Below are 24977 nucleotides of genomic sequence, written 5' to 3' on the forward strand. Positions count from 1 at the left end.
CGACCGGGTGCCGGTGATGCCGGAGTTGGCGCGCGCGGGGCGGGTTGGCGACGTGGAGGCGTGGCCGTCGGCGCGGTTGGACGAGGTGCTCGATCGCTGGTCGTGCGAGACCAGGGGACGTGGTCGTTCGGGTTGTGGCGAAGTGAGGACGACGGCGGCAGCCAGCGGGCCCGGAGCCGCGAGGGCCGACGGTAGCGCAGAGCGAGTATGACCGTTCAGGCATGGCGAGGGCGCGGATCGGCATTGGACGGGTATGGCTCGGGCGGCGACGATGGGCAGACCATCACCGCTGGTCAGAGGCGGGTGAAAGCGAGGAGGACGTCCGTGGGAACACCACGCAGCACCTACGCCCCCACCGATGCGCACGCGTTGAGGTTCCGGCGGGCGTTGCGGCATTTCCCGAGTGGCGTGTCGGTGGTGACGGTCGTCGACGGGGACGGCGGGGTGCACGGGATGACGGCGAGCTCGTTCGCGTCGGTGTCGCTGGATCCGCCGTTGTGCGCGGTGAGTGTGAACAAGCCGGGGCGGATGCACCAGTTGCTGCACGGCACGGACGGGCACTTCGGGCTCAGCATCCTGGGCCAGGACCAAGGGGCGATCGCCGATTTCTACGCGCGCCAGCCGTGGAGTGTGGCGGTGGATGTGGAGATGGATCTGCACCACGGGTGTCCGACGGTGGGTGGCGCGCTGGCGTGGTTCGTGTGCCGGAAGTGGGCCGCGTACGACGGTGGAGACCACACGATTTTCGTCGGCGAGTCGCTGGACTACGGGTCGACGTCGCGGGAGGACCTGCAGCCGCTCGTCTGGCACAAGTCGGCCTACCACGACCTCGGTGACCAGCTCGAGCGTCCCAGGGTCATGAAGCAGGGCTGAACCGGCGGGTCACCTGCACGGCCTCGGCCATGAGCTTGTCGATCAGCGCGCTCGCCGACGGGGTGGGCGTGCTGGAGGCGGGCATGGTGATGCCGACGCTGTGGCCGATCGGTTCGAGCGACAACGGCAGGCGGGCGATCCCGGGGTCCTCCTCGGTGATCAGCCGCGGCAGCGCGGCCACGACGTCGGTGTCGCGCAGCAGCTGGCGCACGGTGAGGAACGAAGTCGCCTCCACGCGGTTGGCGGGCAGGAGCACGTCGTTGTTGTGGAACAGCTCCTCGAGCTCACGCCGCAGCGCCGTCTCCGGGCCGGGCAGGATCCACGGGTACTCGGCGACCGTCGCGAGGTCGACGGTCTTCGCGCCGGCCAGCGGGTGCGACGCGCGGACCACGAGGACCACGGACTCGTCGTAGAGCTTGCGGCGGAGGAACCCTTCGCCGGAGATCTGCGTGAGCCGGCCGACGATCAAGTCGAGCCGGCCCGCGCTCAGTTCCACCAGCAGCGACTCGGGGGTCCCGTCGCGCACGGCCACCGTGAGGTTCGGCCGTTCCGCCTTCAACGCCGCGATGGCCCGCGGGAGCAGGACGTTCGAGCCGAACAGGTGCGTCCCCACCACCACGGTGCCGCGTTCGGCGCCCGCAAGCTCCACGACGTGGCGGGCGGCCTGGCGGGCCTGGGCGAGAATCGCGCGCGCGTGCTCGGTGAAGGCCTCGCCGTAGACGGTCGGCGTGAGGCCGCGCGGGCCGCGCTGGAACAGCTCGACCTCCAGGATCTCCTCCAGCTCCCGCAGCCCGCGTGTCGCCACGGGCTGGGTCACGTGCAGCTCGGCGGCCGCGCCGACGATCGTGCCGCGCCGCGCGATGGCGTCCAGCAGCACCAGGTGGCGGAACTTCATCCGGCCGTCGAGCAGTCGCGGCAGCTCACGAGGGGTCATACCGAGCGACTATAGCCATATGCACATATCAACTTCCGGCTTTGGCATTTGTCAGGCATAGCAGGAGGTCGCGACGATGAGCAGGGATCACAGCCACCCGGGAAGGCGGACATGACGGTGCTCAAGAGCTTCGTGGACGGGCGGTTCACCGACAGCGGCGGTGACCTGTTCGACAAGGTCAGCCCGGTCGACGGGCACCTGGTCGCGCAGGTCGAGGAGGCCGACCAGGCGGTGGTCGACCGCGCGGTCCGCGCCGCCCGGGCCGCCCTCGACGGCGCGTGGGGCCGCACGTCCGACGCCGACCGCGCGCGGCTGCTCAGGAAGATCGCCGACCGCATCGACGAGCGGTTCGACGACCTGCTCGCGGCCGAGGTCGCCGACACCGGCAAGCCGCTCGACCTGGCCCGCCGGCTCGACGTCTCGCGCGCCGCCGCCAACTTCCGGGCCGCCGCAGACACCATCGCGTCGGCCGGGCTCGACTCGTTCCTCACCGAAGGACCGGCCGGGCGCGCGCTGAACTACGCGCTGCGCAAGCCGCTCGGCGTGGTCGCGGTCATCGTGCCGTGGAACCTGCCGCTGTTGCTGCTGACCTGGAAGGTCGCGCCGGCGTTGGCCGCGGGCAACGCCGTGGTGGTGAAGCCGTCGGAGGAGACGCCCTCGAGTGCGACGTTGCTGGCCGAGCTCATCACCGAGGCGGGCGCCCCCGACGGGGTGTTCAACGTCGTCCACGGCTTCGGCCCCGGTTCGGCCGGCGAGTTCCTCACGAGCCACCCGGGCATCGACGGAGTCACCTTCACCGGCGAATCCCGCACGGGCTCGGCGATCATGCAGGCCGTGGCGCCGCGCGTGCTGCCGGTGTCGTTCGAGCTCGGGGGCAAGAACGCGGCGGTGGTGTTCGACGACGCGGACCTCGCCAAGACCGTCGACGGCCTCGCTCGCTCCACGTTCACCAACACCGGCCAGATCTGCCTGTGCACCGAGCGGATCTACGTGCAGCGCGGCGTCTTCGACGAGGTCGCCGCCGGCCTCGCCGAACGCGCCGACGCCCTGCGCTTCGGCCGCCCGGACGACCCGGGCACCACCACGGGACCGTTGATCTCGCGCCAGCACCGCGAAAAAGTCCTCTCCTACTACGAGCTCGCCGAGCAGGAGGGCGCGAAGCTCCTGGCCGGTGGCGGGATCCCCGACCTCGGCCCCGACCTCGAAGGCGGCGCCTGGGTGCGCCCCGCGCTGTGGACCGGGCTCGACAACACCCACCGCGTGCTGCGCGAGGAGATCTTCGGCCCGGTCGCGGCGCTCGTGCCGTTCGACACCGAGGACGAGGCGGTCCGCCTGGCCAACGACAGCGACTACGGCCTCGCCGCCGCCGTGTGGACGACGAACCTCGAACGCGCCCACCGCGTCGCGGGCGCCCTGCGCGTCGGCATGTCGTGGGTCAACACCTGGTATCTGCGCGACCTGCGCTCGCCCTTCGGAGGCAACGGGCTCTCGGGCATCGGCCGCGAAGGCGGTGTGCACTCGCTGCACTTCTACACCCAGCCGACCAACGTGTGCGTGGCGCTGTGAACGCGGCGATCGAGGCGGCAGCCGAACTCCTGCTGCAGGCCGAACGCGACCGAAAGCCCGTCGCGCCGGTGCGCGAGCTGCTCGGAGACAACGACGTCGACGCCGCCTACGAGGTGCAGCGCCGGATCATCGCGGACAAGGTCGCGAGCGGCCGCCGAGTGGTCGGCCGCAAGATCGGGCTGATGTCGGAGGCGGTGCAGCGCCAGCTCGGCGTCGACCGGCCCGACTTCGGAGTGCTGCTCGACGACATGGTGTTCGGCGACCGCGCGGAAATACCGATTGACCGCTTCTGCCAGCCGCGCGTCGAAGGCGAGGTCGCGTTCGTGCTGGGCGCGGATCTGCCGGATGGCGCGACCGTGGTCGACGTCCTGCGCGCCACGGACTTCGTGCTGCCGGCCATCGAGATCGTCGACTCGCGCGTGGCCGGCTGGAACATCCGGATCACGGACACGGTGGCGGACAACGCGTCCAGCGGCGCTCTTGTGCTGGGCACCCGGCCGGTGCAGCTGTCCGAGGTGGACCTCGCCGGGCTCGGCATGGTGCTGGAACACGGCGGTGAGCCGATCTCGACCGGGGTCGGCGCGGCCTGCCTCGGCTCGCCGGCCGTCGCCGTCGCGTGGCTCGCGCAGGAGCTCGTGCGTCGCGGCGAGCTGCTGCGGGCGGGGGAAGTGGTGCTGGCCGGCGCGTGGGGACCGATGGTGCCCGTGACGGAGTCCGGGACCTACGTGGCCCGGTTCGAAGACATCGGAGAGGTCCGTGTCGGGTTCGCCGCCGGGCCGGACGGAGGGAAACGCGCATGAGCACCCCGGTGGCGATCATCGGGTCGGGCAACATCGGCACCGACCTGATGTTCAAGGTGAAACGGCTTTCGAGCGAGCTCGAAGTCGCGGCGATGGTCGGGATCGACGCCGCCTCCGACGGGCTCGCGCGGGCGCGCCGGCTCGGCGTCGCGACATCGCACGAAGGCGTGGCCGGGCTCGTCGCCCTGCCCGAGTTCGCCGACATCCGGCTGGTCTTCGACGCGACGTCGGCCGGCGCGCACCGGCACAACAACGCGGTCCTGAGCGCGCACGGCAAGCAGTTGGTGGACCTCACGCCCGCGGCCATCGGGCCGTACGTGGTGCCGACCGTGAACCTCGACGAGCACCTCGCCTCGCCCAACGTCAACATGGTCACCTGCGGTGGCCAGGCGACGACGCCGGTCGTGGCCGCCGTCTCGGCGGTGGCGCCGGTGGCGTACGCGGAGATCGTGGCGACGATCGCGGCGAAGTCCGCCGGTCCGGGCACCCGGGCGAACATCGACGAGTTCACCGAGACGACTGCCCGGGCGCTGGAAACCGTCGGTGGCGCCGGCCGCGGCAAGGCGATCATCGTGCTCAACCCGGCCGACCCGCCTATCACCATGCGGGACACGGTGTTCTGCCTCGTCGAAGAGTCCGAAGTAGACGAGGCCGCCGTCTGCGCGTCCGTCGAGGCCATGGTCGCCCGGGTGCAGGACTACGTCCCGGGTTACCGGCTCACGCAGCGCGTGCAGTTCGACTGGGTGGACGAGCCGTTCCTGCCCGCGCTCGGGCGCGCGTTCCGCGGGGTGAAGGTGGCGGTGTTCCTCGAGGTCTCCGGCGCGGGGCACTACCTGCCGGACTACGCGGGGAACCTCGACATCATGACCTCGGCCGCGCTGCGGACCGCGGAACGGCTCGTGCAGGTCGCCGCGGAAGGAGCGCTTCGATGACCGGCAAGATCTACGTGCAGGACGTGACGCTGCGGGACGGCATGCACGCCATCGCCCACCAGTATTCGATCGAGCAGGTGCGCATGATCGCCGCCGCGCTCGACGCGTCGGGCGTGGCGGCCATCGAGGTGGCGCACGGCGACGGACTGGCCGGGTCGAGCGTGAACTACGGCCACGCCGCGGCCACCGACGCGGGCTGGATCGCTGCGGCCGCCGAGGTGGTGAAGAACGCGAAGCTCACCACGTTGCTGTTGCCGGGGGTCGGCACGATCGACGATCTGCGGGCGGCGCGTGATCTCGGGGTGTCGAGTGTGCGGATCGCGACGCACTGCACCGAGGCCGACATCGCGATCTAGCACTTCGGGTGGGCGCGGGAGAACGGCATGGATGTGGCGGGGTTCCTGATGCTGAGCCACATGAACTCACCCGAGGATCTCGCCACGCAGGCGAAGATCATGGCAGACGCGGGCGCGCACTGCGTTTACGTCACCGACTCCGGTGGGCGCCTGACCATGCGCGACGTCGCCGCGCGGATCGACGCCTACCGCGACGTCCTCGACCCGGAAACGCAGATCGGCATCCACGCCCACGAGAACCTGTCGCTGTCGGTGGCCAACAGCGTCACCGCGGTCGAGCACGGCGCCTATCGTGTGGACGCTTCCCTGGCCGGCCAGGGTGCGGGCGCGGGCAGTGCTGAACAAGCTGTTCTTCCCGTCCGTCGATTCCGTCGCGGGCACGCTGCTCGCGTTCAGCACGTTCGCCGTCGGTTTCCTGATCCGGCCCGTGGGGGCGGCCGTGTTCGGGCACTTCGGTGACAAGTTCGGCCGCAAGCCGGCGCTGGTCACCGCCATGATGATCATGGGTGCGGCCACGACGGCGATCGGCCTGCTGCCGTCGTACGCGACCCTCGGCGTGGCCGCGCCGATCCTGCTCGTGGTGCTGCGCCTGGTCCAGGGCCTCGCGCTGGGCGGGCAGTGGGGCGGCGCGGTGCTGCTGGTGACGGAGAGCGCGCCCGAGGGCAAACGCGGGTTCTACGGCAGCTTCGCGCAGCTCGGCGTGCCGATCGCGCTGATCTTCTCCAACGTGATGTTCCTGATCCTCTCGGCCGCGCTGTCGCAGGACGCGTTCCTGGCGTGGGGCTGGCGGATCCCGTTCCTGCTCAGCATCCTGCTCATCGCGGTCGGGCTCTACGCGCAGTCGCGTGCGTCGGAAACCCACGCGTCGTCGGAGGAGCCCGAACAGCGGCGTGCCCCGCTGCTGGAGCTGCTGCGCTCGCATCCGAAGCAGATCCTGCTCGCCGCAGGCGCGACCGTGATCAACGGCGGCGCGTACTACCTGCTCACCGTGTACATCCTGTCCTACGCCACGCAGGCCCTGGGCGTGCCGCGCGGCACGATCCTGGTGGCCGTGCTGATCTCCGCCGTTGCCTCGGGCCTCACGATCCCAGCGGCCGCGGCGTTGTCCGACCGCATCGGCCGCCGCAAGGTGTTCCTGAGTGGCGCCGTGGGACTGGCGGTGTGGGGCTTCCCGATGTTCTGGCTCGTGAACACGGGCGCTCCGGTGCTGATCACGGTGGCGCTCGTGATCGCGCAGGTCATCTTCAGCCTCACCTACGGCCCGTGCCCGGCGTTGTTCTCCGAAATGTTCGGCGCGCGCGTCCGCTACTCGGGTGTCTCGGTGGGCTACCAGATCGGCGCGGTCGCCGGCGGTGCACTGGCGCCCATCATCGCGACGTCGTTGTTCGCCGAGTTCCAGACGGCCAACGCGATCGCGTTGTACCTGGCACTGATGGCCGCGGTGTCGTTCGTGGCGGTGTTCCTGGTGACGGAGTCCGTCCGTCGCAAGAAGACAGTCGCTGCCCGGCTAGCCGCCCCGGTGGACTGACGAGGTGCCGGCGGGCGGCGCGCACACCCGCGCCGCCCGCCGGGTCTCAGCTCAAGCGCACCAGGGCACTGCCCTCGGCGGTCTGCTCGCCCAGCTGGTTGCGCGCGGACAACGCGATCAGCACCTCATCGTTGTCCCGCACCTCGGTCACCTTGCCGCCGGCCGCACCAGACGATGTCGCCGAAGATGTCGGGACGGCGCGGGCACGGAGAACTCCCGCAGCGACCCGGCGTCACCCGTCCAGTTCAGCACGGGGTGCGCCATCCAGCGGATCGGCGACGACGAGGTGAAACTCGAAGCGGGCGAAGCGATCTACCTCGACTCGACGGTGCCGCACCGTTGGCACGTCGGGGAAGGTGAATCGCTCAAGGTGGTCTGGCTGATCACGCCGCCCACTTTCTGAATATTGTCTACTGTGGACTCATCGCTGGATTGACTTGACCTCCGTGAACTCCTCGACGCCGTGGCGGCCGAACTCGCGGCCGTTGCCGGACTGCTTGTAACCGCCGAAGGGGGCCAGGATGTTGAACTCGCTCTCGTTGACCTCGACCTGGCCGGTGCGCAGGCGTCGGGCGATGGCGAGCGCGCGGGCCGGTTCGCCGAAGACGGGGCCGGGCACGCGGCCGGGGCCGCCGAGGACGAGGGTCGCGCCTTGTTCGAGGCCGCGTTCGACGTGGTGGTTGACGCGGGTCCTTGGGTTTCCGACGCGAGCGGGCCGAGGCGGGTGGTCTCCTCGGCGGGGTCGCCGAGGCGGTAGTCCTCGGCCGATTTCGTGAGCAGGCCGAGGATTTCGTCGCGGCGGGTCGCGGGGACGAGCAGGCGGGACCAGGCGCCGCAGACCTGGCCGGAGTTGGTCCACGCGGTGGTGAGGGTGCGGTCGACGGCGGGTTGGAGATCGGCGTCGTCGAGGACCACACTGGCGGATTTGCCGCCGAGTTCGAGGGCTACGCGTTTGACGCGCCAGCATCGAAATCCGCTTCCCGACGGCGGTGGAGCCGGTGAAGCTGACCATGTCGATGCCGGGGCGTTTCGCGATGGCTTCGCCGACGACCGGACCGGTGCCGTAGACGATGTTGACGACGCCGTCAGGGACTCCGGCCGTCCGGATGGCCGCGGCGAGGATCGGCATCGACGTGGGGGCGAGCTCGGCGGGCTTGGCGACGACGGTGTTGCCGGCCAGCAGCGCGGGGGCGAGTTTCGTCATGACCTGCTGGAGCGGGAAGTTCCACGAGGTGATCACGCCGACGACGCCGACGGGTTCGCGCACGACGAGGGAGTTGCCCCGGGGTCTCGGTCCAGGCGAAGCGGCTGCCAGATCCGCGGTCGAGTCGGCGACGAGCGCAGGCCGGCCTGGGCGGCGCGGGCGAGGCTGATCGGGGCGCCCATCTCGGCGGAGATGGCTTGGGCGAGGTCTTCGTTGCGCTTGCGGAGCTCGTGGGCGAGCGCTTTGAGCTTGGCGGCGCGTTCTCGAAGTGGGGTGGCGGCCCAGGCGGGGAGGGCTTTCGTCGCTGCGGCCACGGCGTGGTCCACGTCTTCCGGGGTGCCGAGCGGCATGCGGGCGACGACGGTGCGGTTCGCGGGGTTGACGACGTCGAGGGTGCTTTCGGCGGAGACGTCCTCGCCGTTGATCCAGTGCTTCATGGCTTCGACGGTGCCTGTGGTCGCGGAGCGTAGCCAGGTTCGGAATGTCCGTGGCTGAGCGTGGCGTTGGGGCGGAGGGTGGTGGCATGGACCGGCCCGAACTGGTGAAATTCCTGCCCCGTGCTCGGCCCCTACTGCGAACCGAAACGCCTGCTCCACCCGGAAGTCGGCGCCATCGAGGTGCACGGCCAGACCCTGCTGGACCCCGGCCAGTACCAGGCACTGGTGGTGTTCACGGCCACCCCGGGGACGGAAAGCCAGGAGAAGCTGCAACTGCTCTCGGTGATCGGGGCGCAGGCGCTGTGAACGCCGCCGAGCACCACCGCGAGATCGCGCCGGGTTCCGGACTCAGCGGTGTGCTCGGCCCCTCGGGCCGAGCACACCGGGAGGGAAGAAACCGGCTCAAAGCGATCTCGCGCGCCTCGGCGGAGCCGAGGCAGCCTAATCCGTGCCGGACTCCATCGCCGCGCTGTCCAGGAGCTCGACGTCGTCGGTCTTGCCGCGGGAGGCGATGGCCTCGGCGCCGCCCGCGGGCATCGCGCCGATGAGGCCCGTGGAGGCGGCCTGGGCGGCGCCGATCAGTGCCGGGTGGGAGCCGCTGCCGACCATGCCGAGGTTCGCGTACTGCTCGAGCTTCGCGCGGGAGTCGGCGATGTCGAGGTTGCGCATGGTCAGCTGGCCGATGCGGTCGACCGGGCCGAACGCGCTGTCCTCGGTGCGTTCCATCGACAGCTTGTCCGGGTGGTAGCTGAAGGACGGCCCGGACGTGTCGAGGATGGAGTAGTCCTCGCCGCGCCGCAGGCGGAGCGTGACCTCGCCCGTGATGGCCGTGCCGACCCAGCGCTGCAGCGACTCGCGCAGCATCATGGCCTGCGGGTCGAGCCAGCGGCCCTCGTACATGAGCCGGCCGAGGCGGCGGCCTTCATTGTGGTAGCTGGCGACGGTGTCCTCGTTGTGGACCGCGTTGACGAGCCGCTCGTACGCCGCATGCAGCAGCGCCATGCCCGGCGCCTCGTAGATGCCGCGGCTCTTGGCCTCGATGATGCGGTTCTCGATCTGGTCGGACATCCCGAGCCCGTGGCGGCCGCCGATCGCGTTGGCTTCCAGCACGAGGTCGACGGACGTTGCGAACTGCTTGCCGTTGATCGACACCGGCCGGCCCAGCTCGAAGCCGATGGTGACGTCTTCCGGCTCGATCTCGACGCTCGCGTCCCAGAACCGCACCCCCATGATCGGCTCGACGATCTCGATGCCGGTGTCGAGGTGCTCCAGCGACTTGGCCTCGTGGGTGGCGCCCCAGATGTTGGCGTCGGTGGAGTAGGCCTTCTCGGTGCTGTCGCGGTAGGGCAGCCCGTGGGCCACCAGCCACTCGGACATCTCCTTGCGGCCGCCGAGTTCCGACACGAAGTCCGCGTCGAGCCACGGCTTGTAGATGCGCAGGGCGGGGTTGGCCAGGAGGCCGTAGCGGTAGAACCGCTCGATGTCGTTGCCCTTGTAGGTGGAGCCGTCGCCCCAGATCTGGACGTCGTCTTCGAGCATCGCCCGCACCAGCAGCGTGCCGGTGACGGCCCGGCCGAGCGGCGTGGTGTTGAAGTAGCTGCGGCCGCCGGAGCGGATGTGGAACGCGCCGCACGTCAGCGCCGCGAGCCCCTCCTCGACCAGCGCCTCCTTGCAGTCGACCAGCCGTCCGAGCTCCGCGCCGTACGACGTCGCACGCCCCGGCACCGACTCGATGTCGGGCTCGTCGTACTGCCCGATGTCGGCCGTGTAGGTGCACGGCACGGCGCCTTTGTCACGCATCCACGCCACCGCAACGGACGTGTCGAGGCCACCGGAGAACGCGATGCCGACCCGCTCGCCGACGGGAAGGGAAGTGAGCACCTTGGACATGGGTATGATTATGCATCAGGATGTATGACTGTGCATAGTCGGGGTGGGAAGTCGTGACGCAGATCGCTCCGGAGTGCCCCAAGGACCTGGCCCGACGCGGAAGACGGGTGTTACCCCCACGAAGAGAATGACATCCGTGGTTGGGGCGAATTCGCAGACATCCCGCCGGCAGTTCGCGGGGGCTCAGGGGAGGCTGGAGAGTGGCCCGGTCGGCAAGTCGACTCGCGTGTTGATGGTGTGCCGGACCCGCCGGATTGCCGGAAGGTGTCAGGGTCGGCGCCTGGATGACGACCGGCGCAATCGACCGTCGCGTCCCCGCTGTGGCGCTGGTGCCGACTGCCAAAGGCGAAGACGGGTGCCGCCCGCACGAGGAGGATGACACCCGTCCTTCAGGACGAACCCTCAGACCTCAGCCACGCGGATCAAACGGAATCCCCGCCGGCAGCGAAGCCGCCAGCAGGTCGTTGTACCGCGTGTCGTTGATCTTGATCGTCGCCGAGCCGAAGTCGGCGGACATCAGCTTGTCGCGCAGGGCGGTGGAGGGGTAGCCGTCGTAGCCGACGAGCGGGGGGTAGCGCCAGTTGTGGTAGTGGTTCTCCGGCGGTTCGTCGTTGTTGTCGGCCAGGCGGAAGAAGTGCGTGCCCAGGCCGTCCTTGTGGTAGACGACCTTCGGGTGCGTGCCGTCGAAGCGGACCTGTGAGCGCGGGTACGTGACCTGACTGCTGTGCTGGGTGGTGGTCACGAACTCGACCTGGTTGCTCGCCTGGTTGATCCAGGAGATCACGTGCTCCCAGTCGTGGCGGTGGCCGCCGAGGCCGCTGCCGTCCACGGCCTGGTCCTTTTCGAAGTAGCTGGCGTAGACCACCGCGCACCAGCCGTTGTTGCACTTCGAGCGCGAGTACGTCTGGGAGTTGTCGAGGTCGGACTGGTCGTGGCAGCTGCCGTTGACCGCGCCGGTGGTGTTGAGGCCGGGGGCGAGCGTGCCGTCCGGGCCGATGGCGGGGGTGGCATAGCAGCCGTCGCCGTCGTAGTCGTACGCGGGCGAGAACGACTGGTCGTAGCCGCCGGCGTTCTGGGGGAGGTTGTGCGGGGGATCGGCGTACGCCGCGGCCGCCGGGATCACCAGCGCCAGCACGGTGGCGCCGAGCACCGCACCTAGCCGTTTGAAGGTTCGCATCAAGGTCGACCTTCCGAAGGGGGACAGGGCGTTGATCATGCTGGCGCACCAAGCCGTCGCGGAGAAGGAGTCGGACCCGAAAAGCCCGCGACGAAGGTGGGTCGCGGGCCTTTCGAGCCGGTGAACACTCACTCCGAGCGCAGGGACTCCACCTTGGTGACCTGGCGCAGCAGCGGAATCGTGCACGCCGTCACGACGAACACCGCCGCCACGGCCGCGCCCGCCATGCTCGCGATCAGGCCGCCGTCGAGCTTCAACGGGATGTCCGCCGCACGCAGGATCGGCAACGTCAGCCCGGTCCCCGTGAGCACCGCCAGCACCACCCCGATCACCACGGGCAGTGCGGTCTGCGCGAACGAGCTGCGGGCCAGCACACCCAGCGGAACACCCGAAGCGGCCAACGCGGCCAACGCCCGGCGCCGCTCGGTGATCTGTTCGACAGCCAGCATCAGCAGGCTCAGTGCCGCCACCGCGAGCACGAACAGCGACGCGGTGAGCAGCACCGCCCGGATCGTGCCCAGCACACCGGTCGGCGCGCTCGAGCGTTCGTCCGTGTCCACCTCGACGTGCCAGGTCAGGCTCGCGACGGCGGCCGCCACGCGGTCGGCCACGGCCGCGGGAGTCCCCGGGCCCTTGGCATACACCGTGGTCAGCTCGACCGGCAGCGCAACGCCGGCGACCGCTCCCTCGGTCACCAGCAGCGCGCCGTCCAGGCGCCGCCCGGCCGAGTTCACCGGCAGGCGCACCACGTCGGCCGGAACCGTCCACATCGGACCCCCGGTCTCCGAAGCGGACGTCGTGAGCCGCACCGGCCCCGTCGGTACCGGCGTGTCACCGACCGCGAAGACATTTCCGTCCACACAGGACGGCAGCTGTGCCCGCAACGCCAGCGCGGCACAAGACCCGATCTCCAGCTCGGTCCACTGGTCACCGGAGACCGCCGACGTGCGCCGGATCGCGTCCACCTGAGTGAGCCCGGCCACGCCCGACACCCGCTTCTGCACCTCGGCGGCCGCCGCCTTGTCCGCGAGGACGCTCACGTGCGCCGCGCCCGCCCACGAAGGATCCGTCTTGGCCTCGACCTCGTCCGCCGCGAGCAGGGAGTTGAGCACGACCTGCAGCAGGATGCTGCCGGCCACCACCACGACCAGCCCCGAAACGACCCGGCTCGGCGTGCCGCTGTCGAGCTGCAACCGCCGCACCGCGAGCTGCCACGCGGGCGAACCGCCGCGCAGCCGGCTCGCGATCCCCTCGACGATCCACGGCAGCAGCACGGTCACGCCCACCAGCAGGAACGCGGAACCCCCGGTGAGCGCGATCAGCACGATGTCGCTGCCTTGTCCCGGTTCGGTCGCGTACGCCGTGCCGACGAGCAGCACGCCCACGCCGGTGATCATCCAGCGCCACCACATCCGCCGCCGCACCGGTTTGCCCTGGCGCACCACGCCGAGCGGCTCGACGATCGTGCGCCGCAGCCCGAACAGCGCCGCACCGACGGCCAGCGCGGGCACGAGGACCACCACCAGCACCGCGAGTGGCCACGACGGCACGAAGTCCTCGCCGAACACGCGGTAGCCGAACAGGTCCAGCGACCCGAGCGTCGGGCGCACCGCCAGGAACAGCGCCACACCGAGCACCAGGCCGATCGTCGCGCCCAGCAACGACTCCCCGGCCGCGACCCAGCGGATCTGCCGCGCGTCGACGCCGAGCAGCCGCAGCGCCGCCAGCCGTTGATCGCGTTGCGCCGCACCCATGCGCGACGCCGTGGTCACGAAGATCAGCAAGGGCAGCAGCAGCGCGATCACCACCGGCAGCACCGCGACGAGCATCGACGTCGCCACGGCGAGGCGCGGCGGCTCCCCGCCGCCGAAGGCGTAGACGGTCTCCACGTCCGGGTTCGACTTCGCGTCGGCGAGGTTGGTGCCGTACCACGCGGTGATCTCGCCGGCGTCGACGAGCCCGGGCTTGCTGATCGTGCCCGCCGGTGCCGCCGGCAGACGGGCACGCAGTCCGGCGCCGTCCGGCCCGGCGAGCAGGCGCGCGAGCTCGGGAGACACGATGAGCGCACCCGGTTTTGGCACCGCGCTCAGCCCGGGTGGCACCGGCGCGTGCGGCCCCGCGGCCGCGACCGAGCGCAGGTCCACGAACAGATTGCCGCGGATCGCCGACCACTTGACCACGTACAGCGGGTCGACGCCGGGCTGCGGCTGCGTGATCTCGGCGGTCGCGGCCGCGCGGTCTTCCCGCGCGTCGACGACCGAGCTCACCGAGGCCGCCGGCAGCAGCACGGCCACGACAAGCCCGATGCCCACCGCCGTCATCGTGAGGCGCAGCAGCGCCTGTCCCGACATCCGGCCGCCCCCGACGGCCAGCCGGAGGCCGAGAAGGAGGTTCGCGATCACTGTACGAACTCCCGATCCGCCACGCGCCCGTCACGCACCACGATCTCGTGGTCCGAGTACGCGGCGACGCGCGCTTCGTGCGTCACGAGCACGACGGCCGCGTTGGTCTGACGCGCGGCTTCGGTGAACATGCGCATGACCTTCTCGCCGTTGAGCGAGTCGAGCGCGCCCGTCGGCTCGTCGGCGAAGACCACCTTCGGCCGGGTCACGAGCGCGCGGGCCACGGCGATGCGCTGCCCCTGCCCGCCCGAGACATCGCCCGGGCGCTTGTCCGCGACGTCGGACACCTGCAGCCGCTCGAGCCACTGGCGCGCGACGCCCTCGGCCTCGCGCCGCCCGACCTTCGCCAGGCGCAGTGGCAGCGCGACGTTCTCGAGGCACGTCAGCTCGGGCACGAGCTGCCCGAACTGGAACACGAAGCCGAACTCCGTGCGCCGCAACGCACTGCGCTCGCGGTCGCTCATGGCGACGAGGTCGCGGCCGTCGTAGGTGATGGTGCCGGCGTCGGGGTGGACGATGCCCGCGAGGCAGTGCAGGAGCGTCGACTTGCCGGAGCCCGACGGACCCATGATCGCGAGCACCTCCCCGGCCGCGACGGACACGCCGGCGCCGCGCAGCGCCTGCGTCGGGCCGAACGCCTTCTCCACGCCGTCGGCGACGAGCAGCGGTTCCGTCATGACCGCACCTCCCGGGCCAGCTCGTCGAGGCGCGCGGCCGTGAGCTCGAGCCAGCGCAGGTCGGCTTCGAGGTGGAACAGCGCGTGGTCGCAGATCAGCTGCGTCGCGAGGTCGCCCTCACGCTTGCGGCGGGTGAGCTCGCGCATCACGTCGAGGTGCTTGGCGCGCTGCGCGTCCAGCACGGTCGTGGCGCTGCGTCCGGACAGCAGAGCGAGCACGACCTTGGTGTAGAGCGTGTTCTGCAGGTACGGCTCCGGGTTCTCCGGAGTCGCGAGCCAGTGCTCGACGTCGGTGATGCCGGCGTCGGTGATCGTGTAGCGCTTGCGCTCCGGCCCGTCGCCGGCCTCGACGCCGGCGACCTCGACGAGGCCGTTCTTCAGCAGGCGCGAGAGCGTGGCGTACACCTGCCCATAGGCGAGCGGCCGGTCTTGGCCGAACTGTTCGTCGTACGCGCGTTTCAGGTCGTACCCGTGCCGCGGTCCTGGCTCGAGCAAGGCGAGCAGGGTGGTCCCCACCGACATGTCTGGTCCCCTTCGGACGATCACTATACGTCGAGACTATACATCGCGTGTATACGCAGGTGATCGAGGTGTGTCCGATTTGCTCAGTGGCGGTGCGTGAACGGCGTGGTGACGCCCAGGTGGACGGCCCTCACGGTGGTGGGGACCACCGTGGGTGGGCATGTCAGCTGTGTGTAGGCTTCCGCATCGCTTGGCTGGGTGGATTCTCACCTGATTGGTGGCCGTCGTGATCGGGGTGTGTTTTCTCACGCGGCTCCGACTTTCTGGTGCGGGCTTGGATGGGAGAACAGATGCAGGTCAGATCAGGTCTGGTGCGAGGCGGGATCGCGGCTGCCGCCGCGGCCGTCGCGCTGATGGCGGCAGCTCAGGGCGCCACCGCGGACACTGGTGCGAAGGCTGAGGACGGCGCGGCGCGTGGGCGCCTCGTCCCCGGCGCGTTCACCAACGGCTTCGGTGTCAACCTGAACGAGAACGGCAAGGACCACTACTACGACACGGTCCTGTTCGGTCTCAAGCTCTCCGACGGCAGCACGCTGAAGCTGTACTGCGTCGAGATCGAGACGAACATCGACGAGCAGCAGGACATGCTCGAGACGCCGTGGGACAAGTACCCGAACCCGGACTCGCCGTTCAACAAGAACAACGCGAAGATCAACTGGGTCCTGCACCACGGTTTCCCGACCGAGGACCTCAAGGGCATCGAGGCCGAGCTGAAGGGTGTCACGCTGCACGACGGCCTGTCGCAGGCCGAGGCGATCGCCGCGACGCAGGCTGCCGTCTGGCACTTCAGCGACGGCAAGGAACTGGACCGCGACAAGCCCGTCCAGTACGGCAACGCGGACAACGGCGCCGACGTGCTCGCCCTGTACGACTACCTCACGGGCGGCGACAACGTCGGCATCGGCCAGCAGCCGAAGCCGACGCTGAGCATCACCCCCGCTTCCGCCAAGGGCGAAGCCGGCACCCGCATCGGCCCGTTCACCATCGCCACCACCGGTGACATCACCGACCTCACCACGCAGCTGCCCGAGGGCGTCAAGCTGACCGACGCCGACGGCAAGGCCGTGACGGAGGGCGAGGTCAAGGACGGCACCGAGCTGTACCTCGACGTCCCCAAGGACGCCAAGGCCGGCACCGCCGAGCTGGCGCTCAAGGCCGTCGGCCACCTCGACACCGGCCGCCTGTTCGTGGGCGAGAACTACGCCAAGCACCCGGCGCAGTCGCTGATCGTCGCCGAGTCGCAGAAGACCACGGTCGACACCTCGGCCACCGCCACCTGGACCGAAGCCGGCGTCACCCCGCCGACCACGCCGGCGGCGCCGACCACCCCGGCCGCCCCGGCCGCCCCGCCGGCGGGCGGCTCGCAGCCCCTGGCGAACACCGGCGTGGAGGCCTCGCTGCCCATCGGCATCGGCGCGGCCCTCGTCCTGGCCGGCGGCGCGATGCTGGTGCTGGTGCGTCGTCGTCGTAGCAACGCCTGAGCTTTGTAGCTGAACGAAGAAGCGGGGCCGGTCCATTGTGGATCGGCCCCGCTTTTTTGTGCCGGGTTTCCGGTGATCAGCCGACGACCACCTCGGTGATCACGCCTTCCTGAGCCACCAGTCGCACGCGGTGGTGCAGTTTGATCGGCGCGCGGTCGTGAGGAGTGGGCGAATCGATGAGGTAGCCGTGGCGGGTCAGCTCGATCACGGCCTTGCGGATCGGCAACCCGACCACGTCTTCAGGGCGGAACTTCGGATCTCTCGGTGGCCCGCCGTCGCGGATGCCCTTGTGGCCCATGGGGCACGGTACTCAGAGCCGGTCCGCGTGCACGATGGCTTTGGTGAAGTCCGCCGGGGCCTCCTGGGGGACGTTGTGTCCGATGCCGGGCAGGATGCTGGTCGTACTTGCCCGGTGAACTGCTTGCGGTAGCTCGAGCCGTCGGCGGCGGCGCCGTCGAAGTCGCCGGCCACGGTGATGGTGGGGACGGCGATGGCAGGGCTCTGGTGGAGCTTCGCTTCGAGCGGTCCGCCGTCGCGCCGACGTCATCGCGCTGATGGACGCGCTGAAGGTCGGCCGGGCCGTGATCGGCGGCTTCGACTGGGTTCGGTACGGCACGATCACGCGGTAGCCCAACGCCGCCGGCGCGGGCGCGACGTCGACGTAGCTGTGGATGTCGTACAGTCACCCGTGCAGCAGGAGCACCACCGGTCCGTTGGCGGGCACGCCTGCGCGTCGCCGATGTTCAGCACGCCGCCTCGCACCTGGTTCCACGGGCCGAACGACGTGTGACCGCCCACTCCAGAAGCCGCGACACCCGCAGAAGCGGCACCGACGACCGAGGCCGTCGCATCCCGCCGGCGAGCACCTGCGAAAACCTGTCTCCTGCTGATCATCCGAGGCGGAAAGCCAGGTGGTGCTCGGCGACCCCGGAAGACACCGACGGGCACCGGACCACCGCGTCGCGTTCGGCGAGGTCCCGCGGCTCGGTGGCGGTCAACCGGTTCCAGGCGTGCTCCGGCACAGCGCGCCTCTCGTCGCGGCGCCCAGCAATGATCAACCCAAGGCGACGATAGAGCCCGAGCCCCTCGGGATCCCGCCCCGAAAGCCTTGTCCGGCGCCAGATTCCCCCGGCGCCGGACAACGGCACCTCAGATCAGCCCGAGCTGCGACAGATCCGCCGCGTACTTCCGGATCAGCTCCGCCGTCACATGCGGGATGTCCTTGTCCGCGCCGATGCCGGCGTCCTGCACCGCCGAGCGGAAGCGGTCGGTCGGGATGCCGGCTCCGTCGACGGGGTCGGCGGGCGCGGAGAAGGCGTGCAGCAGCGGCAGCAAAGAGTGCTGCTTCTGCTTCTCCGGCAACCCGCGGATGGCCGTCTCGAAGCGGGCGAACCATTCGGCGTAGTCGTCGATGCGCTTGATCGGATACCCGGCCGCCACGAGCCAGCCGACGTAGGTGTCCAGGGAGACGCCGTCTTCGTGGGGGTTCAGGACGGGGTGGCGGTCTGCCAGGACGCGTCGGTGCCGTACGCGGTCATCTCGGCCAGCCCGGTGCGGTAGGCGCGACGTCGGGGCCCGGTGCGCCACCGCCGCAGCCCCATTCCAGAACGCGGTGCCACGGGCCGGTGAAGCTCGCCATCCGGGCGCCCGCGTCGAACGGGTCGAGGTGCTCGCGGCCGAGGCGCGACCACAGATCGCTGCCTTGGAACACGGCTGCGTCGCGCCAATGCGCGTGGGCCTGCCAGTGATCTCCGCGCTCGGCCGGCGCCAGTAGGTCTGCGAGCCGGCGGAGATCCGGGACTCCGGCTGACGGGCACCGCCGGGCGCGAGCACACGCTGCGCGAGCTCTTCGGCACTCGCGGCCACCCTTTTCATGTTGGCTTAAAGCGCGGAGTAAGCGTTACCGAAGGCGCGAAGCAAAAGCGAATTACCAGAATGTTCGAACGAGTTATCGGGCGAAAAGGACTCAGTTCACGCAGGGGACGCCGTCGCCGGTGATCGGCGGCGGGGCCTGTGCGGGTGCGGGGCTCACGTACGCCGCCGGGCGCACCTGCGGCGCGCCGCCGGTGCTCGACGAGCCGCTGGAGTCTTCGTAGTCCTTGCCCAGGAACACCCGGAAGTGGTCCTTGTCCAGCGAGGAGTCGGGGCTCACGGCGATCCCGCCGAGCGTCTTCGCGATTTGCGTCGCCTCGGACTTCTGGCTGTGGCCGTAGAAGACGATCGACATCTTGCGCGTGGTCGCGTTGGCCACCGTGCCCTTGGCGTACCCGGCGGCCGCGAGCTTCTCGGCCACGCTCGCGGCCAGGCCGCTGGTGTCCGACGCGTTGCGCACGTCCACGGTGTACTGGCTCAGGCTCGAGTCGCCCGGCGCAGCGGGTGCGTTCGACGAAGAAGTCGTCGGCGTGCCCAGCTGCTGGCGCACGAACTGCTGCACCTGGCCGGGATCCACCTCCACCGCGTCGCCGTCCGACGGCGTCTTGAGCGAGATGTTCACGACCGGCACGGTGACGAACTTCAGCGCGCCCGCGCTCATCCCGTGCAGCTGCTGCGCGAACCCGACGATGTCCCAGCCGGAGTCGACCACCACGGCCTTCTTCACGGCCGTGATCAGGTCGCCCAGCTTGCCCGGGTCGGCGAGCGTGCCGGCCGACAGGATCGTCTTGGCCATGCTCGCCATGAACACCTGCTGGCGTTTGATGCGGTCGAGGTCGCCGTTGGGCAGCCCGTGGCGCTGGCGCACGAACTGCAGCGCCTTCGCCCCGCCGACGCTCTGCGGCCCCGCCGCGAAGTTCGCGCCCGAGTACGAGTCGTGCACGGCCTTGTTCAGACACACCGGCACGCCGCCGACGGCCTCGCTCAGGTAGTAGAAGCCGGCGAGGTTCACGGCTGCGTAGTGCGTGATGGTGAGCCCGGTGAACTGCTGCACGGTGTCGATCGCCGTCTTGGCGCCGGCCTGGGCGGAGTCCGTCTCCAGCTGCGCACCGGACACACCCTGTGCGACCAGCTTGTTCTTCTCCGCGACCAGGCCGTAGGTATACGCGGAGTTGATCTTGTGCTTGCCGTAGTCGCCGGCGATCTTCACGTAGGAGTCACGCGGGATGGAGATCGCCGTCGCCTGGCCGGCACCCGCGGGGATGTGGATGACGATCATGGTGTCGGTCGTGTCACCGCCGTCGTCGGCACCGCCCGCGTGCAGCTGCGAGAGCACGTCGGCGGGCAGCGGGTTGCCCTGCGCGTCGGTGCGCGTGTCGAGGCCGACCATGAGGATGTTCTGCTCGCCCAGCGGCGGCTGGTCGGCGCCGGTGATCACATCGGCCCTGGTCAGGCCGTCGGTGAGCGACTGCAGGGTCGACCACGCGTAACCGGTGCCGCCCAGCACGAGCAGCGACACAACGACGAGCACGACTTGGGCCGCACGCAGCGGACCGGAGGCCTTGGTGCGACGCATCAGGGCTCCTCTTCTGCAGGTTCTCCGGCATACCGGGGCCCGACGCCGTCCGGTGCTCGAAATGCCAACGGTAGCGGCCCCGTCTCCGGCCTCGGCCGGGGGGCGATTTCGGTGTCGCAACGGGAGTGGACAAGATCGGACAAAGGGCTGTGCCGGTGATTGTTCGCGGAGGCGCGCGGGCTGGCGCAGCGTGTTCACGCGGACACGCGAAAATCGCCGCCGCGGGGACGCCTGTGTCCCTGTCGCGGCGGCGATTGTCCGGCGGGTGCCGCTCAGCGGAGCAGCTGGGCCTTGACGTCCGCCTTCAGCACTTTGCCCACCTTCGACCGCGGGAGGTCGGGCCAGATCCGGACGACCTTCGGGGTTTTGACGCTGCCCAGGAGCTCCTTCACGACGGCGCGGAGCTCGTCCTGCGGCACCGACCGTCCTCTGTGGAGCTGGACGACCGCGGCGACCTGTTCGCCCCATTTCTCGTGGGGCAGGCCGACCACGGCGCAGTCCTGCACGTCCGGGTGTGTCATCAGCGCCTGCTCGACTTCCGCGGAGTACACGTTGAAGCCGCCCGTGATGATCATGTCCTTGGCGCGGTCCACGATGTGGAGGTAACCCTCGTCGTCGAGGTAACCGATGTCGCCGGTGTGGTGCCAGCCGTAGCGGCTGACGTCCTCCGTCTCCGCGGGGTTCTTGTAGTAGCCCGGCATCACGAGCGGCCCGCGCACCACGATCTCGCCGCGCGAGCCGGAGGGCAGCAGGGATCCGTCGTCGGACATGATGGCCACCCGCGTGAGCGGCGTGGGCCGGCCCGCGGAGGTGAAGCGTTCGCGGGCGAGGGAACCGTCGGCGTGGAAGTGCTCGGCCGGTGCCAGGGTCGAGATCATCATGGGTGCTTCGCTCTGGCCGAAGAGCTGGCCCAGTACCGGGCCGATCCGCGTGATCGCCTCTTCGAGCCGCGCCGCCGACATCGGGGCGGCGCCGTACCAAAGGCAGTCCATCGAGCTGAAGTCCGTTGTGGACAGATCGGGATGGTCCAGCAGCGAGTAGATCAACGTCGGCGGCAGGAACGTGTGCGTGATGCGGTGCCGTTGCACCAAGGCCAGGAACTCGCCCAGGTCCGGCTTTGCCATCACGACGATCTCGCCGCCCAGCGTCAGCACCGGGAAACACAGCACGCCGGCCGCGTGGGTCAGGGGCGCCAACGCGAGGTACCGCGGCCGCGGTGAGAACGGGTAACTCATGAGCGTGAGCGCCGACATCGTCTCGATGTTGTGCCCGGTCAGCACGATGCCCTTCGGCCGGCCCGTGGTGCCGCCTGTGCCGACGAGCAGCGCGACGTCGTCGGGCGGCGCTGCTTCGAACGGCGACATGTCGCACAGCGCCGCGCCGAGCCCGTCGAGCCCGTCGAGCCACTCCGGCAACGACACCGCCCCCGGCATCGAACCGTCCAGGCACACCACGGTCTTCACCGCCGGCAGGTCGGGCAGAATGCGGGAGACGAGCGGTGCGAACGACGACTGCACCAGCAAGCACGTGCAGTCGAACAGGTCGAGCAGCTCCCTGTTCTCGGCCGCCTCGTTGCGCGGGTTGACCGGGCACCAGACCGCCCCTGCGCGGCTGATGCCGAAGACGCAACCGAACGACACCGGGTCGTTCCCCGAGAGGATCGCGACCTTCTCGCCCGGCCGCACGCCCGAGCGCGCCAGCGCACGGGTGACCCGCCAGGACAGCTCCTGGACCTCGCCGTAGCTCAGTGAAACGCCGTCCTTCGTCAAGCACGGCGCCGAAGCACCCAGCGAGGCGCCCTTGTCGAGGTAGTCGATCAGCCGCACCGCTCGTCTCCCCGGCTCACGCGTGCACGGTCAGCACGGGGTTGGACACGAGCCCGAACGACCGCAGCACGCCGAGCAGCTCCCGGTGCCCGAACGTCTGGCACGCCGACGCGAACCCGGCGCGCCGCGGTGGCTGCTGCAACAGCGAGTACGCGGCGTACGCCTGCAACAGGCCCGTCTGCTTGTAGTTGCAGGTCCCGTGGATCACGCAGTGGGCGCGCCCCAGCGGGCCCGACGCGTGCACGGAGTCCAGTGACGTGTTGACCCGCTGGTTCTCCCGCGGTGGCATCTCGTCGCGTACGGCGGCGGCCTGCTCGTGCAGCACCTTCAGCTTCCCGGCCTCCGGCAGGCCCTTCACCTGCTCCAGCACGGCGGCGACGATCATCGGCACGCCCTGCATCAGTGCGCGGTCGAACACGCCGCCGATGGCCTTCACGTTCGCGACGCGCGGGTCGCGCTTGAACCAGACCGGGTGCGAAGTGCCGCCCCACGGCAGCGCGAGTCCGGTTTCGTGGTGACCCGGCACGACGACGTCGTGCAGTCCGCCGTCGGCCGGCCACTCCTGGTACTCGTTCTGCTCCAGGTAGTACGCCGACGAAAGCGCCGCGTTGACGAGGATGGTGCGAGTCGACGCGACGGTCGGGTAGCCCTTCCAGAACACCAGGATGTCGAGGGTGTCCAGCCCGGGGGTCTCCAGGCAGATGTTCGCGGCGATCTCGCCGGTCGTGTACATCTGCGCGATGCCCGGAGACAGCAGCAGGCCCTGGGCCGCCATGTCGGCCCCGTAGCGCTCCTCGGCCGAGATCAGCCAGTCCTGCTCGCCGGTCGTGTCGAGGTAGTGCGCCCCCGCCGCGAGGCAGGCCTGCACGACCTCGTGACTGTATTCGCTGAACGGGCCGACGGTGTTGCACACCACCGAGGCCCCCGCGAACAGCTCGGTGAGCGGGCCGACCTCGTGGGCCACCTCCACCACCTCGTGGTCCACGGTGTCGAGGCCGGGGATGTGGTCGAGCGACTCCTGCAGCCGGGCCTTGTCGCGCCCCGCGGCGACGAAGGGCACGTTGTACTCACGCAGGTATTCGCAGATCAAGCGTCCGGTGTAGCCGGAAGCGCCGTAGACGACGACGGGCTTGCTCACGACGGTTGTCCTTTCGCAGAGGTCGCTGAAGTCAGGGGAGTACCGGTCACATGCCCATGCCGCCGTCGACCGGCAGCCCCGCACCGGTGATGAAGCGGGCGGCGTCGGAGGCGAGGAACACCACCGCGTCGGCCATGTCGGTCACCTCGCCGAGCCGCCCCGCCGGCGTCGGCCCGACCACGGCGCCGATCGCTTCCTCGACGCTGGGGAACAACCCCACCTCGACGACGTCGTTGGCCAGCTGGTTGCCCATCTGTGTGGGCACGAGGCCCGGGTACACGCAGTTCACGCGCACGCCGTAACCGAGCTTCCCGGCCTCCATCGCGGCCACGCGCGTGAGCCGGTCGACGGCCGACTTCGTGGCGGAGTAGCCCGCGATCCCGGGGAACGATGGTCGCGGCGACCGAGGAGATGTTCACGATCGACCCGCCGTTGCCGGCCGCGCCGCCGGGGCGCATCGCGCGGAACGCGTGTTTCACGCCGAGCGCGGTGCCCAGCACGTTGACCTCGAGCATCTTGCGCACATGAGCGGGATCGAGGTCGGCGACGAGGCCGGTGATCTCCACGCCGGCGTTGTTCACCAGCACGTCGAGGCTGCCGTGCTCGCCGACGACCGCCGCGACGGCCTGCTCCCAGCCCGCGTCTTCGGTCACGTCGAGGTGGACAAACCCGGCCGTGGCGCCGGTCTGCTTGATGGAGTCGGCCGTCATGCGGCCCAGCTCGTCCTGCACGTCGGCGACGACCACGGTGGCCCCGGCCTTCGCGAGCGCCTCGGCCATCCCGGCCCCCAGGCCCTGTGCCCCACCTGTCACCAGCGCGGTTCGCCCGCTCAGGTCGTAGGAAACCATCGACATCTCCTCCTAGAGGCAGCGGCGTAGGTCACACCGTAGGTAACTTTGGACAGTCGTCAAGATTTTCTTGGACAGTTGTCAAGGAATTTCCGCGCAGGGTGCCGGGCGGCGCTAGACTCCCGGCGTGACGCAGGCAAAGGAGCGCATCTCGCGCCGGGGCGTGGACAAGTTCGCCCAGCGGCGCGAGCAGCTGGCGGAGTCCGCACTGCAGGCGCTCGCCGAGCTGGGCTACGCCCGCACGAGCCTGCGCGAGATCGCCCAGAAGTCGGATTTCTCCCACGGCGTGCTGCACTACTACTTCGCCGACAAGGTCGAGCTGCTCACCTACTCGGTGCGCAAGTTCGAAGAGGTCTGCGTGACGCGCTACGACGACGTGGTGGCCGAGGCGCACACCGCCGAGGAGCTCGAACGCGGCTTCGGCGCGGCCATGGCGGCCACGCTGCGCACCGACGCCGTGATGCACCGCCTCTGGTACGACTTGCGCAACCAGAGCCTGTTCGAGGAGTCCTTCCGCGCCGACGTGCTCGAGATAGACGACCGCAGGCAGGCCATGATCTGGCGCGTCGTCGAGCGCTACGCCGAGCTGGCCGACGCCGTGCCGCAGGTGTCCGAGGCGGTCGCGTACGCCACGTTCGACGGCCTCTTCCAGCAGTTCCTGGTCCGGCACCTCGCCGGGCGCGAGACCGCAGCCGACGAGCTGGGTGAAGCTGTGCCGCGCGTGGTCAAGCAACTGTTCTGCACAGCCTGACCTCGCGCGCTGCCCGGCCCGTCGAGTGCGGCGGGCGATTCCAGCGCACCAGGTTTACCCATCCGGCCAAAAGTAGGCGGGAACCCGATCGGACGTTACCGTGTCTGGCGACCGTTCCCGCCGTGACTGTGGTCGGATTGGCAACGGGCAGCACAGTAGGATTCCGACGTTCAGTCGGGCAGGCAGGA

Annotated in this window: 21 protein-coding genes and 3 pseudogenes; 9 read left to right on the forward strand and 15 right to left on the reverse strand. The window is 70.0% G+C overall.

Translation table 11 applies throughout. The features are described 5' to 3' along the window. The first annotated feature begins 324 nt into the window (after positions 1–324). Positions 325–873 carry a flavin reductase family protein gene (locus tag AB0F91_RS02495; protein WP_360594075.1) on the forward strand — a complete coding sequence of 183 codons (549 nt, stop codon included), beginning with the start codon at positions 325–327 and terminating at the stop codon, positions 871–873. Here the strand turns inward: AB0F91_RS02495 and AB0F91_RS02500 are convergent. Next, positions 857–1807 carry a LysR substrate-binding domain-containing protein gene (locus AB0F91_RS02500; protein ID WP_360594077.1) on the reverse strand — a complete coding sequence of 317 codons (951 nt, stop codon included), beginning with the start codon at positions 1805–1807 and terminating at the stop codon, positions 857–859. The genes AB0F91_RS02495 and AB0F91_RS02500 overlap by 17 nt on opposite strands. 111 nt (positions 1808–1918) lie before the next feature. On the opposite strand from AB0F91_RS02500, the gene AB0F91_RS02505 reads away from it, so the two are divergent. The 5 genes and pseudogenes from AB0F91_RS02505 to AB0F91_RS02525 all read left to right on the forward strand — a co-directional run bounded on the left by AB0F91_RS02505 (position 1919) and on the right by AB0F91_RS02525 (position 6989). Then, complete coding sequence (locus tag AB0F91_RS02505) at positions 1919–3373, forward strand: 2-hydroxymuconic semialdehyde dehydrogenase (protein WP_360594078.1); 1455 nt, start codon at positions 1919–1921, stop codon at positions 3371–3373. Next, complete coding sequence (locus tag AB0F91_RS02510) at positions 3370–4173, forward strand: fumarylacetoacetate hydrolase family protein (protein ID WP_360594080.1); 804 nt, start codon at positions 3370–3372, stop codon at positions 4171–4173. The genes AB0F91_RS02505 and AB0F91_RS02510 overlap by 4 nt, the downstream gene beginning before the upstream one ends. After that, positions 4170–5105 carry an acetaldehyde dehydrogenase (acetylating) gene (locus AB0F91_RS02515; protein WP_360594082.1) on the forward strand — a complete coding sequence of 312 codons (936 nt, stop codon included), beginning with the start codon at positions 4170–4172 and terminating at the stop codon, positions 5103–5105. Before AB0F91_RS02510 ends, AB0F91_RS02515 begins: the two co-directional genes overlap by 4 nt. Before the next feature lie 41 nt (positions 5106–5146). Beyond that, positions 5147–5743 (forward strand): annotated as a pseudogene (gene dmpG / locus AB0F91_RS02520) (4-hydroxy-2-oxovalerate aldolase); the annotation flags it as partial. 52 nt (positions 5744–5795) lie between these two features. Next, positions 5796–6989: an MFS transporter gene (locus tag AB0F91_RS02525; protein WP_360594084.1), complete on the forward strand. Its 1194-nt coding sequence runs from the start codon at positions 5796–5798 to the stop codon at positions 6987–6989. A 421-nt stretch (positions 6990–7410) separates the two neighbouring features. Here the strand turns inward: AB0F91_RS02525 and AB0F91_RS02530 are convergent, their stop codons facing one another. The 3 genes and pseudogenes from AB0F91_RS02530 to AB0F91_RS02540 all read right to left on the reverse strand — a co-directional run bounded on the left by AB0F91_RS02530 (position 7411) and on the right by AB0F91_RS02540 (position 8630). Next, positions 7411–7848 carry an aldehyde dehydrogenase family protein gene (locus AB0F91_RS02530; protein ID WP_360595122.1) on the reverse strand — a complete coding sequence of 146 codons (438 nt, stop codon included), beginning with the start codon at positions 7846–7848 and terminating at the stop codon, positions 7411–7413. Beyond that, a pseudogene (locus tag AB0F91_RS02535) lies at positions 7740–8256 on the reverse strand (aldehyde dehydrogenase family protein); the annotation flags it as partial. The pseudogene AB0F91_RS02535 and the gene AB0F91_RS02530, both read right to left, overlap by 109 nt. Next, complete coding sequence (locus tag AB0F91_RS02540) at positions 8226–8630, reverse strand: aldehyde dehydrogenase family protein (protein ID WP_360594086.1); 405 nt, start codon at positions 8628–8630, stop codon at positions 8226–8228. The gene AB0F91_RS02540 and the pseudogene AB0F91_RS02535, both read right to left, overlap by 31 nt. Positions 8631–8750: 120 nt before the next feature. On the opposite strand from AB0F91_RS02540, the gene AB0F91_RS02545 reads away from it, so the two are divergent. Beyond that, entirely contained in the window at positions 8751–8936 is a 186-nt protein-coding gene (locus tag AB0F91_RS02545; protein WP_360594087.1) for a DNA-binding protein, read from the forward strand. 135 nt (positions 8937–9071) lie between these two features. Here the strand turns inward: AB0F91_RS02545 and argG are convergent, their stop codons facing one another. The 5 genes from argG to AB0F91_RS02570 all read right to left on the reverse strand — a co-directional run bounded on the left by argG (position 9072) and on the right by AB0F91_RS02570 (position 15297). Then, positions 9072–10520, reverse strand: coding sequence for an argininosuccinate synthase (argG, locus tag AB0F91_RS02550; protein ID WP_360594089.1), 1449 nt, complete (start codon positions 10518–10520; stop codon positions 9072–9074). Positions 10521–10929: 409 nt separating this feature from the next. Then, on the reverse strand, positions 10930–11697 hold the full coding sequence (locus AB0F91_RS02555; RefSeq protein WP_360594091.1) for an NPP1 family protein: 768 nt from the start codon (positions 11695–11697) through the stop codon (positions 10930–10932). A gap of 128 nt (positions 11698–11825) precedes the next feature. Next, entirely contained in the window at positions 11826–14099 is a 2274-nt protein-coding gene (locus tag AB0F91_RS02560; protein WP_360594093.1) for an FtsX-like permease family protein, read from the reverse strand. Beyond that, positions 14096–14776: an ABC transporter ATP-binding protein gene (locus tag AB0F91_RS02565; protein WP_360594095.1), complete on the reverse strand. Its 681-nt coding sequence runs from the start codon at positions 14774–14776 to the stop codon at positions 14096–14098. The genes AB0F91_RS02560 and AB0F91_RS02565 overlap by 4 nt, the downstream gene beginning before the upstream one ends. Beyond that, complete coding sequence (locus AB0F91_RS02570) at positions 14773–15297, reverse strand: PadR family transcriptional regulator (RefSeq protein WP_360594097.1); 525 nt, start codon at positions 15295–15297, stop codon at positions 14773–14775. Before AB0F91_RS02570 ends, AB0F91_RS02565 begins: the two co-directional genes overlap by 4 nt. A 290-nt stretch (positions 15298–15587) precedes the next feature. Between AB0F91_RS02570 and AB0F91_RS02575 the strand changes: the two genes are divergently transcribed. Further along, positions 15588–16778: a thioester domain-containing protein gene (locus tag AB0F91_RS02575; protein WP_360594099.1), complete on the forward strand. Its 1191-nt coding sequence runs from the start codon at positions 15588–15590 to the stop codon at positions 16776–16778. Between the two features lie 76 nt (positions 16779–16854). On the opposite strand, the gene AB0F91_RS02580 is transcribed toward AB0F91_RS02575, so the two are convergent. The 6 genes and pseudogenes from AB0F91_RS02580 to AB0F91_RS02605 form a co-directional block, all read right to left on the reverse strand. After that, positions 16855–17076: a hypothetical protein gene (locus AB0F91_RS02580; RefSeq protein ID WP_360594101.1), complete on the reverse strand. Its 222-nt coding sequence runs from the start codon at positions 17074–17076 to the stop codon at positions 16855–16857. An 851-nt stretch (positions 17077–17927) separates the two neighbouring features. Next, positions 17928–18218, reverse strand: coding sequence for a hypothetical protein (locus AB0F91_RS02585; protein ID WP_360594102.1), 291 nt, complete (start codon positions 18216–18218; stop codon positions 17928–17930). 526 nt (positions 18219–18744) lie between these two features. Then, a complete protein-coding gene (locus tag AB0F91_RS02590; RefSeq protein WP_360594104.1) occupies positions 18745–20226 on the reverse strand; it encodes an LCP family protein in 1482 nt (493 codons plus the stop codon). Between the two features lie 272 nt (positions 20227–20498). Beyond that, positions 20499–22052: an AMP-binding protein gene (locus AB0F91_RS02595; protein WP_360594106.1), complete on the reverse strand. Its 1554-nt coding sequence runs from the start codon at positions 22050–22052 to the stop codon at positions 20499–20501. Between the two features lie 16 nt (positions 22053–22068). Next, a complete protein-coding gene (locus AB0F91_RS02600; RefSeq protein ID WP_360594107.1) occupies positions 22069–23190 on the reverse strand; it encodes a DUF5938 domain-containing protein in 1122 nt (373 codons plus the stop codon). A 46-nt stretch (positions 23191–23236) separates the two neighbouring features. Next, positions 23237–24044 (reverse strand): annotated as a pseudogene (locus tag AB0F91_RS02605) (SDR family NAD(P)-dependent oxidoreductase). A gap of 121 nt (positions 24045–24165) precedes the next feature. Here AB0F91_RS02605 and AB0F91_RS02610 point away from each other — a divergent pair. Next, positions 24166–24789, forward strand: coding sequence for a TetR/AcrR family transcriptional regulator (locus tag AB0F91_RS02610; RefSeq protein ID WP_360594109.1), 624 nt, complete (start codon positions 24166–24168; stop codon positions 24787–24789). Positions 24790–24977 lie beyond the last annotated feature (188 nt).

Source organism: Amycolatopsis sp. NPDC023774 (assembly GCF_040639695.1).
Classification (GTDB): domain Bacteria; phylum Actinomycetota; class Actinomycetes; order Mycobacteriales; family Pseudonocardiaceae; genus Amycolatopsis.